This is a genomic window from Cohnella sp. LGH, from assembly GCF_017671885.1.
Classification (GTDB): Bacteria; Bacillota; Bacilli; order Paenibacillales; family Paenibacillaceae; genus Cohnella; species Cohnella phaseoli.
Genome location: NZ_CP072117.1, coordinates 1,780,240 through 1,794,125, shown reverse-complemented (window position 1 = coordinate 1,794,125; position 13,886 = coordinate 1,780,240). Strand labels below are relative to the sequence as shown.

The window sequence follows — 13,886 nt, the reverse complement described above, 5'->3', positions numbered from 1 at the left end:
AGTTACATCATGCATTTAAGCCGGTTTCGCTCTTCGAAAGTTGAGTTAGTAAGATAATCTCGAACAGGAAGGCGTGAAGCCGACGATAAGCCGTCGGTCCTTCACGTTTTCTTTTTTTTGTGCTTTTCCCAATATTACGTACCTTTTCCTGCGCGCAAGGGATAGCTTTTCTACCGTACCTCGTTATAATAAAGTTCTCTGGCGAAACCTTAATGAAAGCGCATACAAAAAAAGATGGAAAAGTCATCCCTTTCGCAATGCAATGACTTCTCGTTGGTTCAACCTATATAGAAAAAGGAGAGAGAATATGGTTCGGCGGCTATTGGGATTGTCTAAAGATTTGAACTTGCGCACGAAGCTGCTGCTCCTGTTCACGCTGCTTATTTTGTTTCCGCTCAGTTTGCAGGGAATTGTCACCTACAGGCATTTCTCGGCGACCGTCGACGAGAAGACGGAGCAGTTCACCGTCGACATCGTGCGGCAGATCAACGCCAATCTCGATCGGCTATTGAAGGACTTCGAGAGGCTGTCGATGATGCCGCTGTACGATCAGGTGGTGCTGACGATATTGAGCAAGTATGACGGAGAAATGGGCACAGGCGCGTGGGCTTCGTCGGACGACTATATGAAAATGAAACTGTACACCTCGGCCAACGCCTATGATAGAGCGGAAATACGCGGCATTCATCTGATCAGCAACAGCGGCATTTTTTTCTCCAACGTCGATTCGATGGCAGTCGATTCGGTATGGGACAGCCGGCAGGACGAATGGTTCGCGGAGGTTGAACGGTCCGGCGGAGCTTGGGTGCTGATTCCGCCGCATTCGCCTTCCTATTATACCGTCAACACGGGCGACGCCTACATTTCGGTGGGCAGAACGATTCGCGATCCCGACACGCTGCGTACGCTTGGCTATATTTTGATCGATATTAAGCTGGATGCTTTTCGCAACATTTTGTCCAATTTGAATTTCGAGCAGGACGCTAACGTTATCGTGACGGACAGCAGGCGCAGATTGCTCTTCGAACGCAATTCCGCCGGCGAGCAGTCGGTTTACGGCGATCTGCTGCAGCATGCCGAACCGCAGCCATACGGAAGCAATCAGAAAATCGTTCTGGGAGGCCAGTCCTATTTGTACGTTCAGCACCACTCCAATTATTCGGGGCTGTCCGTCATCAGCCTGACGCCGATCAAAGTCATTCGGAAGGAATCGCGGGAGCTAGGCACGTTTACGTTGTGGTTCGCCGCGCTCTGCGTCGCCGTCGTTACGCTGCTTGCGGTTATCGTATCCTATCGGCTTACCCGTCCATTGATTGAGCTGAAGAAAAGCATGATCCGCGTCGAGCAAGGAAATTTCGACAGGAGAATCGCGATTTACGGCCGTGACGAGTTCGGTCAACTGGGACGGGGCTTCAACAAAATGACGGAGGAAATCGACCGGCTGTTTAATGAGGTGTTTATTCTCGGCATCCGCGAGAAGGAAGCGGAGCTGTCCGCGCTGCAGAGCCAGATCAATCCGCACTTTATCTACAATACGCTGGAATCGATCAGCATGATGGCGATTCGCGGCAACAACGCCGAGGTGTCCGACATGGTATCCGCGCTCGGCAAGCTGCTTCGATATACGATCGACAAGGTCGACCGTCTTGTGCCGCTATTTGAAGAAATTCGCTTTGTGCAATCCTACGTCCGGATTCAGCAGCTTCGTTACGGAGAACGGCTAAGGGTGGAGTATGACATTGCCGAGGAGGCCAACCTGATCGTGATTCCGAAGCTGATTCTTCAGCCGCTTGTGGAAAACGCCGTGTACCACGGCATCGACGAGGCCGAGCAGGGAGGAACGATCTGGATCTCGGCGCTGCGGTTCGAAGACGAGCTGCTGATTACGGTACGGGACGACGGCAAAGGGCTGGCGGAGCCGGAGATCGAGGCGCTGAACGAGCGGCTGCGCGCGACGCCGTCCTTTCAAGGGCTGCAGAGCGGGGGCGAGCGGGGCGGATTGGGGCTGTCCAACATCGCTCAGAGGATTATGCTGATCTACGGGGATAGAGGCGAAGTGACGGTGGACGGCAGCCTCGGCCAAGGATTGGCCGTCACGATTGCGATTAAGCTTGAAGGGACAGGGGGGGACAAGCATGTATAAAGTGCTGCTCGTAGAGGATGAAACGGTCATCCGTCAAGGGCTGAGGGAACTGATCGGCAAGTCGACCGGATATTTCGAGGTGACGGGAGAAGCGGCGAACGGCGTAGAAGCGCTGGAGTATTTGAAGTGCGAGCTGCCGGATCTGCTCATTACCGACATTCGCATGAGGGAGATGGACGGGCTGACGATGGTGGCCCGGGTTCGGGAGATTTATCCGAGCCTGCCCGTCGTCATCATTAGCGGCTACGGCGAATTCGAATATGCAAAAAAGGCGATTGCTTACGGCGTGTGCAACTATATGCTGAAGCCGATCGAGCGGCTGGAGCTGGTCGCGACGCTGGACAAAATCAAGCTGGCGCTAGACCGCGAGCGCGGTATATCCTCCGCACCAGCTGCGGGAGGCACAGCCGAGGAGGCCCATACCGGCGGCGATGCCCGAAAGCTCATCCGCGACGTCAAGGAATTCGTCAAGCTGCACATCGACGGCGATCTCCGGCTGCAAACCGTGGCCGGCAAAGTTCATCTTAACGCGACCTACTTAAGCCAGCTGTTCAAAGCGGAAACCGGAATGAACTATTCGGAGTACGTGTCGGAGGCCCGTATGGAGCGCGCCAAATGGCTGCTGGCTCATACGCGTCTGAAAATATACGATGTAGCGCGTCTGTCCGGCCATCAAAGTCCGAAGCATTTTATGCTCGTGTTTAAACAGCAGACCGGATGGACGGCGGGGGAGTACCGGGACCGGTACGGTCAGCAGAGTTCGGACGAGAACGACAATGTATAAAGAAAACGTACTTTTTCTTAAACGGGCGTGATTTTTGCCGAGGGGGGTCCCCCGTTATACTCATGGTGAACGATCGGTTCATTACTCATTCCAAGGGGGATTTATATGAAAAGAGCAAAGCTGCCGATTTCGTTGGCACTATTGGCTGCGTTTGCAGTCGGCTGCAGCAATTCGGGTTCGGGCACCGTCTCGGAGGGCGGAGCAAGCGGAAGTCCGGAGCAAAAAGGAGAAGTCGAGCTGAAGTTCATGATGTGGGGCAACCAAGCCCATATGGACGTATATAACAAGCTGATCGACGGCTTCCAGAAGGACAATCCGGGTATCCGCGTCACGATGGAATCGGTTCCTTTTGCCGACTATCAACAGAAAATATCGGTGCTTGCCGCAGGGAAATCGCTGCCGGACGTCGCTTGGGTGTCCGAGCGGATGGTTCCGCAATTCAAGGAAAACGGCATTCTCGGCGACGTATCGGAATTCAAGGACGACGCGGAGTTTAAGCTGGACGACTACATTCCGAGCACGCTCGATTTGTTCCGCGAAGGCGACAAGCTGCTAGGGCTGCCGTTCTCCACGCCGCCGGTCGTTATGTTCTACAACAAGACGCTGTTCGACAAGGCCGGGCTGACCGATCCGAACACGCTGGCCAAGGAAGGGAAATGGACATGGGCGGAGTTCGAGAAATCCGCGCAGGCTGTCGCCAGCAAGGACGCGCAAAACCGCGTATACGGCGCGAACTTCTTCCGCGATTGGAAAACGTGGGTGACGCTGTCCTCCTACTCCTGGTCCAACGGCAGCGGTCCGTTTAACAAAGAGATTACGGAATTCACGTGGAACGACCAATATGGGGTGGAGACGTTCCAGATGCTGGAGCGGATGATGTTTACGGACGAATCGCATCCGAAGGCGGGCGAGCAGGTCAGCTTCGACGCCGGCAACGTAGCCATGTTCTTCGACGTGTACAGCTACGTGTCCAAGGCGCGAGAGATTAAAGACTTCGCATGGAGCATCGCGCCGACGCCGTCCGGTTCGCTTGGAAGCGTGCCGATGCTGGGCCAGGCCGGCTACGCGATGTTCACGGACAGCAAGCATCCGGAGGAAGCGAAGAAGCTGCTGAAATATTTCGCCAGTCAGGAAGGCATCCAGGCGACCTCGACTTATTTCGTGCCTCCGCGCACAACGGTGCTGAACTCCGACGAGTTCATCAACCAGCCGAACAACCCGAGCAAGGAGCACATTCTTCAAGCCGTTATCGACGAGATGCCGAAGGCGCGCATTCTTCCGGGACACGTCCGCTGGACGAACATCGACAACGCGATTCTGCAGGGCTTCGATCGTCTGTTCGGCAAAGTGATGCCGGCGGAGGAGAATTTGAAGAAAATCGCCGAAGAAGTCAATGCGCTGATGGTGAATTAAAGATGGCAGGACTGCAGAACAGTTTGCAGGCGCGGAAGCTTACGCTCGTCGTAAGCCTCCCCGCCAATGACGCTAAGTTGGCCCGCGCGGCGCTGGAGGAAGGCGCCGACGGCTTGAAGGTGCATATGAACGTCGGACATCGGGCCAGCGGCAACCGCTTCGGCTCGCTGGACGAATACGAGAATACGTTTCGCGAAATCCGCTCATTGTTCGAAGGACCGCTCGGCATCGTTCCGGCCGGAGGCGCCGAAGAGGCGAAGCCGGAGGAGATTGGGCGACTGTCTCCGCTAGGCTTCGACTTCTATTCGATCTATGCGCACCATCTTCCGTCCTTCATGCTGCACGAAACCGAATTGGATCGGACGTTTGCGGTGAACGAGTTTTCCGATCTCGCCCTGTTGTCTTCGGCAAGCCGTTACGGCTTTACTGCGGTCGAAGCTTCGATTGTTCCGGGCGACGAGTACGGGACTCCGCTAACCTTCGCGGACGTGCTGAAATATCGGAGCGTCGTTGAGCGGGCGGGAATTCCGGTGTTGCTGCCCTCGCAGCGCAAGCTTGTTCCGGACGACGTTCGCGTGCTGGGAGACACAGGTGTCAAGGCGATTATGCTCGGGGCGATCGTTGTCGGCAAGACGGAGGAAACGATGCGCAGAGCGGTGGCGGATTTCCGCGCCGCGATCGACAGATGGAACTGACAGGCGGTGAACCGATGAGCGGGAAAAAAACAAAGAAAATAAAAGGGCCATTGGCCCGCGAAGCGCAAATTACCGGATGGCTGTTTATTTCTCCGATGGTAATCGGTTTTACGCTTCTGCTGCTGTTCCCGATGGGGCTGGCGCTGTATATGAGCTTTACGGATTGGCCGCTGCTAGGCAGCCATAACTACATCGGTATCGACAACTACCGGCACATTATGAACGACGCCCTGTTCTGGCAGGTGCTCGGCAATACCGTCTATTTTACGGTCGGACTTGTGCCGCTGAATATTGTGCTGGCGCTATTGCTCGCGCTGCTGCTGGCCAGAAGCATGCGGGGCATCGGGCTGTTCCGCACCGCGATTTTCGTGCCGGTCATGACCTCGCTGATCGTCTGGTCGATCGTGTGGAAATACATGTTCGCGACCGACTCGGGCTTGATCAACCAGCTTCTGACCGCGCTGCACATTCAAGGCCCCGCCTGGCTGTACGACACGAAGCTGGCGATGCCGGCCGTGATCGTGACAAGCGTGCTGAAAAACGTCGGCCTGAACATGGTGCTCTTTATCGCGGCGCTTCAGCAGGTGCCCGCATCGCTCTACGAAGCGGCCAAGCTGGACGGCGCAAGCCGGACGCGGTCCTTTTTCAACGTAACGCTGCCGATGATTACGCCTACGATTTTTCTTACGGTCGTGATGACCGTCATCGGCTCGCTGAAGGTGTTCGGGCAAATTTTCGTCATGACGCAGGGCGGACCGAGCAACAGCACGAAGGTGCTTGTCTACTACATCTGGGAGAAGGCGTTTAAGCTGTTCCAGCTCGGCTACGCGTCGGCGCTTGCCTTCGTCCTGTTCTTCGTCGTGCTTGTGCTGACGCTGGTGCAGTGGCAGCTTAGAAAGAGGTGGGTGTTCAATGAAAGCGACGCATAACGGCTCCGTGGGCATCTGGCGCAAATCGCTCGGAACGGCGGGCATCTATGCGGCTCTCGGCGCAATCTCGCTCGTGATGATGGTTCCGTTCATATGGATGATCTCGACCTCCTTCAAGGAGCCGAATGAGGTGTTCAAATACCCGCCGCAGCTGATCCCTTCGACGTTCCGATTCGAGAACTACGCGGACGTGTTCAAGCTTATCCCGTTCGAATGGTTTTACTTCAACAGCGTCTATATCGCCGCGCTTGTCGTGGGCGGCACGGTGCTGTTCGCGTCCTTGGCAGGCTACGCTTTCGCAAGAATCCCGTTTACGGGCAGGAACGCCGTATTTCTCGTGCTGCTCAGCGCGATGATGATTCCGCACGAGGTCACGGCGATTCCGATGTTCCTGTTCATGCGCGAGATCGGATGGATCGATACGCATTTGCCATTGATCCTGCTGCCGATTTTCGGGGCGGGCGGAGTGTTCGGCATCTTCGTGATGCGGCAGTTTTTCATTACGGTTCCGAAGGAGCTGGAGGAAGCCGCAATGATCGACGGCTGCAGCCGTCTGCGCATTTACGCGCGGATTATGCTGCCGATCGCCAAGCCGGGTCTGGCGACGCTGACGATTTTTACGTTCGTGACCAACTGGAACGAATTTTTCGATCCGCTTATCTTCATTAATACGCGCAGCCTGATGACGCTTCCGCTTGGCTTGTCGCTGTTCACGGACGAGGTCGGGACGGCGTGGCATCATCTGATGAGCGCGACGGTGATGGCGACGGTGCCGCTGCTGATTATTTTCTTCCTGGCGCAGCGTCAATTCATCGAAGGCGTAGCCATGACGGGATTAAAAGAATAGAAGGAACGGAGTTGGCATCAGGTGATGAAGAAGATTGAGGCGGACGTGATCGTCGTCGGCGGAGGACCTGCGGGAATCGTCGCGGCGATCGCCGCCGGGCGGCAAGGCGTAAAGACGGTGCTCGTGGAGAGGTACGGCTTTGTCGGCGGCATGTCCACGGCGGCGATGGTATATCCGTGGATGACGTTCCATGCGGACAGCGGGGAGCAGGTCATTCGCGGCATCGCGCAGGAGATCGTCGATCGGCTGATCGAGCGCGGCGGTTCGCCCGGCCACCTTCGGGATACGGTCGGCTTCGTGCATACGGTCACGCCGTATCATCCCGAAATCTATCAGGTCGTGGCGGTAGAGATGCTGCGGGAAGCCGGCGTCGAGCTGTATCTGCACAGCTTTGTGGACGAGGTGGAGGCAGCGGACGGCACGATCCGCTCGGTGCGGATTACGACGAAGTCGGGGAAAATAGAGCTGGCGGGACGGATATTCGTGGATGCGAGCGGAGACGCGGACGTCGCGTATTTGTCCGGCGCCGAGACGTTGAAGGGGCGCGACGGCGACTCCCAAGCGCAGCCGATGACGATGAAATTCCGCATGCGGGGCGTCGATCTGGAGCAGATCAAGGCGTATATGCTGGCGAATCCCGATAACTTCTATAAGAAGACGCCGATTGACGAGCTGCCCGGCTTGCCCTTGACGGGCATCAGCGGTTTTTACTCCGAGTGGCAGGCGTCGGGCGTCCCGATCAATCGCGATCAGGTGCTGCTGTTTACCGGTCCGGCGGACGACGAGGTGCTTGTCAACTGCACGAGAGTGCAGGGACTCGACGGCACACAGGTGGAGGATTTGACCCGCGCGGAGGAGGAAGGGCGCAAGCAGGTGCTGCTGATGGCCGAGTTTCTGAAGCGGGACGTGCCGGGCTTCGCTCGCGCGTCCGTATCGGCAGTCGGCACGCAGATCGGCATCCGCGAGACGCGGCGCATCGTCGGTCTGTACGCGCTAACGAAGGAGGACGTCGTCGCCGGCAGGAAATTCGAGGATGCGATCGCTCGCAGCGGCTATCCGATCGACATCCACGATCCATCCGGGAAAGGCGTGACCGCCTCCTGGATCGCGGGCGACGGTACCTACGACATTCCGTATCGCTGCCTCGTGTCGCGGAACGCCAGCAATTTGCTGGCGGCGGGCAGATGCATTTCCACGACGCACGAAGCGCTTGCCACAACGCGGCTTACGCCGAGCTGCATGGCGACCGGTCAGGCTGCCGGTACGGCCGCCGCTCTGGCCGTTCTCGACGGCGTAACGCCGGCCGAAGTGAACGTCGCGCGTCTGCGAGAGGCATTGATTCAGGAGAAGGCGTATCTTTAAGAAGTCGAAAATCCCGCGAAGTGCAGCGATGCATCGCGGGATTTTTATAAATAATTAAACCACAGTTTCCCGTTTCCGAAAAAACGTCTTGAGCGCGTTGTAAATCTCGCCCTTCTCTTTAATGATGTAATAGAAAAATTGCTGGTGCTCCAAATGCTTGTAAGCCGACATAAGCGTGCTGCTTCGATTGTACTGATTGACTTCTCCGTAGCCGAACATGTTAGACCGCTCCAGCAGCTCCTTGATCAGCCGCACGCACCGCTCATTGTCGCTCGTCAGGTTATCCCCGTCCGAGAAGTGGAACGGATAAATGTTGTACAACGACGGAGGATAACGGCTGTCGATAATTTCCAGCGCCTTGACGTAAGCGGAAGAGCAGATCGTGCCGCCGCTCTCGCCACGGGTGAAAAACTCCTCCTCCGTTACCTCTTTCGCCTCCGTATGGTGCGCGATAAACACGATATCCACCTTCTCGTACTGGCGGCGCAGAAAGCGGGACATCCAGAAGAAGAACGACCTCGCGCAATATTTTTCGAACGAGCCCATTGAACCGGAAGTGTCCATCATCGCCAGAATGACCGCGTTGTTTTGCGGCTTAACGATTTCCTCCCATGTCTTGAACCGCAGATCGTCTGGGGAGATGCCTCCGATTTCGGCACGGCCGTCCCGCGAGTTGCGGCGCAGATTTTCGAGAATCGTCCGCTTCTTGTCGATGTTGGACATGATGCCTTTACGCCTGACGTCTGTAAACCGCACATCTTTGACCTCGATCTGCTGTTTGTCTTTTTTCTTCAGATAAGGCAGCTCCAGCTCTTCGAACAGCATCGACTCCAGCTCGGCGATGGAAATCTCCGCTTCGACGACGTCGTCTCCCGGATCGGAGCCCGCGCCTTCTCCCTTGCCGCCGGCCGGCGTCGGATCGACGCCCAGCACGTCGCCGACCTGGCTGTCCCCGTCTCCCTGTCCGACATGCTTCTTCTTGTTCGTGTTGAAGACGAAGTGGTATTCGTCCAGACTACGAATCGGAATTTTAATAATTTGGCGCCCATCGGACATGACGATATTCTCTTCGGAGACGAGATCCGGCAAATTTTGCTTGATCGCGTCCCGAACCTTCTGCTGATGACGTGCCTGATCCTGATAGCCTTTGCGATGCAGCGACCAGTCTTCCCGGGATAAAATAAACGAGGGATGATTCATGGGCAACCCCCTATCGCTTCGTTGTTTAAGGATGTATTACTCAATATATTCAAGTTCGGCTAAACGATGTGTATGCATATCTCGGACAAGCCGATTTTGGGGCAGAAAGCTCATTTTACCAACTGCAATTGGGCCGGCGATAGATTACAATAATAGTAGCTGGCGCGACTTGTCGCGACAAAGAGGGAAATGGGAGGGATTGTGCCCCATGAAGTTCATACATACTGCCGACTGGCATTTGGGCAAGCTGGTTCAGGGCGTCTATATGACGGACGATCAACGTTACGTGCTGGAGCAATTAGTAGAAACGATAGAAAAGGAGCGCCCGGATGCGGTCGTCGTTGCCGGAGATTTGTACGATCGGGCCATTCCGCCGACCGAAGCCGTCGAACTGCTGGACGAGTTGTTCGAACGCATTGTCATCGGACTTAACACGCCGCTGCTGGCCATCGCGGGCAACCATGACAGTCCGGACAGGCTGTCGTTCGGAATGGCCATTATGGAGGCGAGAGGGCTGCATCTGATCGGCCAACTCAAAGCCGAGCATAAGCCGGTCTTGCTGAGAGACGGCGACGGAGAGGTTTATTTTCACCTTGTACCCTACGCCGATCCCGCTCAAGTTCGTTACATACTCGAAGATGAAAATATTCGCACTCACGACGACGCGATGAAAGCGATCGTCGACCGAATTGAAGCGGGACTGGACCGCCAAGCTCGCCACGTGTTTATCGGACATGCGTTCGTGACACCGGGGGCTAGGCCGGAGGAAAATACGAGCCAGTCCGAGCGCCCGCTGGCGATCGGGGGGGCGGAGCATGTGCACGCCGAATATTTTGGAGGCTTCCACTACACGGCGCTCGGCCATCTGCACCAGGCGCATCATGTGGCGGACGAACGGATTCGCTACGCCGGCTCTCCTTTGAAATATTCAATCTCCGAGGAGAATCATCGCAAAGGCTTCTTCATCGTTGAACTGGACGGAGCAGGGAACGTATCGGTGGAGAAAAGGGAGCTGAAGCCCCGCCGCGACATGCGTCGCATCGCCGCGCCGATCGAGGAGCTGGAGCGGCATCCGGTATGCGACGATTATGTGTTCGTGACGCTACTGAACGACAATCCGGTGCTATTCCCGATGGAGAAGGTTCGCGCCGTATATCCGAATGCGCTGCACGTGGAACGCAAGGTGACGGTTTCTCCGCTTGCGGAGGGCGCGGATGCGGCGGCTGGCAGATCGGCAAGACGCGAGGCCGATCCGGTGGCGCTGTTCGCAGCGTTTTATCAGGAGGTGAAAGGCGTGCCGCTGTCGTCCGACAAGCAGGAATTGTTCGCGGACACGTACGCGGCCGTCTTGCGCGAGGAAGGAGGAGCGGGATGAAGCCCATTCGAATCAGCATGACCGCTTTCGGCCCTTATCGGGATATAGAGACGATCGATTTCGAGGCGCTTGAGGACCGGCGCTTGTTCGTCATCTCCGGCAATACCGGCGCGGGTAAGACGACCATCTTCGATGCGATCTGTTTTGCACTGTACGGCAGTGCCAGCGGCGAGGATCGCGCGGAGCCGAGGATGCTGCGAAGCCATTTCGCAGATGACGATATACATACGTCGGTGGATTATCATTTTGCGGTCGGTGCGCGAACCTATCGCGTATTCCGGCAAATGCCTCATCGTCGAGGCGCAAACAAGAGCGAGACGGGCGGCAAAGCGGAGCTATACGAGACGACCGGAGGCGAGGAGGTTCCATGCATCGATCGCTTCACCGTCTCGGACGTGAACGTTAAGCTCGAATCGCTGCTCGGATTAACCCGGGAGCAATTTGGACAGATCGTGATGCTGCCGCAAGGGGAATTTCGTAAGCTGCTCACCTCCGATACGGAAAATAAGGAGGAAATTTTGCGGCGCATTTTCCGGACTGGGCTGTATCAGAAGGTCGAAGATCGTTTTCAGCGGCAAAATCGCGAGCTCCAGGAGGCGCTTAAGCAGGCAAAGACGCAGCAGGACGTATACGCCAAGCAGGCGCAGCAGTCGCTTCCGCAGAGGGAGGGGAGCGCGCTTGCGGCAACGCTTTTGCAGGAGTATAGCAGCATGGCGCAAGTGTCGGACGGATTAACACAGGAAATCGCCTATTACGAAGCGCTTGCCAAGGAGATCGGCCGCGGCAAGGCCGATCTGGAAGGGCAGCTTCAGCAGAGCGAGCAGATTTTGCGAGAGGCGCTTACGCTGGAGGCGAGGTTTGCTCAGTTAGCGGAGAAACGCCAACAGCTTCAGCATTTGGAGGCTCGCAAAGCCGAAGCGGACGAAAGCGAGCGACGGCTGACGCTGGCCGAGAAGGCCGCGCGCCTGCTGCCTTACGAGGAGCAGTCGCTCGCAGCAGCTCGGCAGGCCGAGCAGAAGCGCGAGACGCTCGAGCGCAAGCAGCGCGATCTGGCGGAAGTAGAGCGGGCGCATGCCGATGCCGAGCTGAGCTACCGGCGGGAGGAAGCCCGGAGCGAGGAACGCAAAGAGGCTGAGCGAGAGCTGACGCGTTTGGTGGAACTGAAGCCTCTCGTACAGACGCTCGACGAGCGTCGGCTTGAGGTCGAGCGTCTGACGGCGCAGGAGAAGGCAGTAAACGAGCGGCGAACGACGGCGGACCGACAGCTTGAATCGCAGCGCGAAGAGCGCCGAGTTTCCGCCGACCACTTAAAGCTTGCGGAGACGGAAGCGGCCCAGCTGCCGGAAATGGCGGAGCGTTACGAGCGGTTAAGAAGCAAGTACAAGCTGCTTAAAGAGCTGGACGAGTTGGATAGGCGATTGGAGAGTTGGACCAAGCACGAGGGGGAATTGCAGAGCGCGGCGGCAGAGATTAAAAAGGAGCATGATCGGGCCGAGACGCTGTGGCTAGAGGGACAGGCGGGCCTGCTGGCCGAGCATTTGCACGACGGCAAGCCTTGTCCCGTCTGTGGAAGCGAGTCGCACCCGGCCAAAGCCGTTCCTGCTTCAAGCATCCCCACGCGCGAGCAGTTGCAGCAAGTGAAGGAGAAGCTTCGCGCTGTTGAACGAGAGCTTGGCGATGCTCAGGCACAGGCTGCGGCTGCGAGTACAGGCCGATCCGGCCGAGCGGAGCTGATTGCCGAATACGAAATTACCGACGAGCCACTGAGCGAGCAGTTGATCCGTGCCGAAGCCGAAGGCAAGAAGGTGCGTCAGGAGACCGATCGCCTCAAGCAGCAGGCTGAAGCGGTTCGTAGCCGTCGGCTTGAAGTTGAGAAGTTGGATGTACAGCTTGAGCGGCTGCAAACCGAGCGCGAGCAATTGCTGACCGAACAGCACCGCCTGTCGATGGAGCGGAGCGCCAAGCAGTCTGTACTGGAGAATGAGTTGGGACGAGTGCCGGAGTCATTGCGTTCGCCGGACAAGCTCGAGATTCGTAATCGAGAACAATCCGCTCTTATCGAGCGGCTAAATGCTTTATGGGCGGAAGCGCAGCGCAAGCTGCAGAGCACTCAAAACCAACTGGTGGAAGAGAAAGCAAACTTCGTTCAGCTGTCCAATCAGCGACAGGAGTCAGAGCTTCATCTGAAACAGGCTGAGGAGCGCTTGGCCGAAGAGCTGGAGAAAGCGGGCTTCGGAACGGTTGAAAGCTACCGCGCGGCCAAGATGGCCGAAGCGGACCGCGAGCGTCTCTCTGCTCTGATCGAGCAATTCAAGCTGCAAATGACGACCGTAACGCGGCATATTGCCGAACTGGAACATGAGTTAAGCGATAAGATTCGTCCGGACACGGCGGCTCTGCAAGCGGCGATGGAAGAATTAAAGGCGCGATTGGAGCAGATCGTAGCCGAATTACACGCCGTTGGCGGACATGAACGAGAGGCTCGACGGCTGCTCGCCGCGATTGCCGAAGCTGAGGCGCAATTCCGCGACCTCGAACAGCGGCAGCAGCAGGTGGCGGATATCTATCAGATGCTCAAAGGCGACAACTCGCAGAAAATTTCATTCGAGCGCTACATATTGATTGAGTTCCTTGAACAAATTTTGCACGCGGCCAACGTTAGATTAACCGACTTGTCCAACGGCCAATTCAGATTGGAACGAAGTGATCGGCTAGAATCGCGCGGCAAACAAAGCGGACTCGGACTCGATGTTTTCGACGCCTATACCGGGCAGAACCGCGACGTCAAATCGCTGTCAGGAGGCGAAAAGTTTAACGCCTCGCTCTGTCTGGCCCTCGGAATGACCGACGTCATCCAAGCTTATCAAGGCGGAGTCTCGATTGAGATGATGTTCATTGACGAAGGCTTCGGTTCGCTGGACGAGGACTCCCTAAACAAAGCCATTGCCGCGCTTGTCGATCTTCAGCGAGCTGGACGCATGATCGGCGTCATCTCGCACGTTCAGGAATTGAAGACCGCGTTCCCGGCCGTTCTGGAAGTCAGCAAAACCAAAGAAGGACACAGCCGAACGAAGTTTATCGTCAAGTAGCTTGCGACAGAATCAGATCATCGGACAGAATTTGCCATCAAGGAAACTT

Annotated in this window: 9 protein-coding genes and 1 pseudogene; 9 read left to right on the top strand and 1 reads right to left on the bottom strand. The window is 56.7% G+C overall.

Features of this window, described 5'->3' with window-relative positions; genetic code table 11:
• The first annotated feature begins 307 nt into the window (after positions 1-307).
• From J4772_RS07235 to J4772_RS07205, 7 genes and pseudogenes are all read left to right on the top strand, one after another.
• Entirely contained in the window at positions 308-2,143 is a 1,836-nt protein-coding gene (locus J4772_RS07235) for a cache domain-containing sensor histidine kinase (RefSeq protein ID WP_247741048.1), read from the top strand.
• The gene (locus J4772_RS07230; RefSeq protein ID WP_209074694.1) at positions 2,136-2,927 is read left to right on the top strand and encodes a response regulator transcription factor; all 792 of its coding nucleotides are present in this window, start codon (positions 2,136-2,138) and stop codon (positions 2,925-2,927) included. Before J4772_RS07235 ends, J4772_RS07230 begins: the two co-directional genes overlap by 8 nt.
• 105 nt (positions 2,928-3,032) lie before the next feature.
• Positions 3,033-4,340, top strand: a complete 1,308-nt coding sequence (locus tag J4772_RS07225) for an ABC transporter substrate-binding protein (protein WP_209074693.1) — start codon at positions 3,033-3,035, stop codon at positions 4,338-4,340.
• Between the two features lie 2 nt (positions 4,341-4,342).
• Positions 4,343-5,035: a hypothetical protein gene (locus J4772_RS07220; protein ID WP_209074692.1), complete on the top strand. Its 693-nt coding sequence runs from the start codon at positions 4,343-4,345 to the stop codon at positions 5,033-5,035.
• 14 nt (positions 5,036-5,049) lie between these two features.
• Positions 5,050-5,964 (top strand): carbohydrate ABC transporter permease, encoded by a 915-nt coding sequence (locus tag J4772_RS07215; RefSeq protein WP_116059229.1) that lies wholly within the window; start codon positions 5,050-5,052, stop codon positions 5,962-5,964.
• Positions 5,948-6,811, top strand: coding sequence for a carbohydrate ABC transporter permease (locus tag J4772_RS07210; protein WP_209074691.1), 864 nt, complete (start codon positions 5,948-5,950; stop codon positions 6,809-6,811). Before J4772_RS07215 ends, J4772_RS07210 begins: the two co-directional genes overlap by 17 nt.
• 18 nt (positions 6,812-6,829) lie before the next feature.
• Positions 6,830-8,173 (top strand): annotated as a pseudogene (locus J4772_RS07205) (FAD-dependent oxidoreductase); the annotation flags it as partial.
• A 54-nt stretch (positions 8,174-8,227) separates the two neighbouring features.
• On the opposite strand, the gene yhbH reads toward J4772_RS07205, so the two are convergent.
• Positions 8,228-9,373: a sporulation protein YhbH gene (gene yhbH, locus J4772_RS07200; RefSeq protein ID WP_209074689.1), complete on the bottom strand. Its 1,146-nt coding sequence runs from the start codon at positions 9,371-9,373 to the stop codon at positions 8,228-8,230.
• A 208-nt stretch (positions 9,374-9,581) separates the two neighbouring features.
• Here yhbH and J4772_RS07195 point away from each other — a divergent pair, with 208 nt between their 5' ends.
• Together J4772_RS07195 and J4772_RS07190 are read left to right on the top strand one after the other, a co-directional pair.
• The gene (locus tag J4772_RS07195) at positions 9,582-10,748 is read left to right on the top strand and encodes an exonuclease SbcCD subunit D (RefSeq protein WP_209074688.1); all 1,167 of its coding nucleotides are present in this window, start codon (positions 9,582-9,584) and stop codon (positions 10,746-10,748) included.
• Positions 10,745-13,837, top strand: a complete 3,093-nt coding sequence (locus J4772_RS07190) for an AAA family ATPase (RefSeq protein ID WP_209074687.1) — start codon at positions 10,745-10,747, stop codon at positions 13,835-13,837. Before J4772_RS07195 ends, J4772_RS07190 begins: the two co-directional genes overlap by 4 nt.
• Positions 13,838-13,886 lie beyond the last annotated feature (49 nt).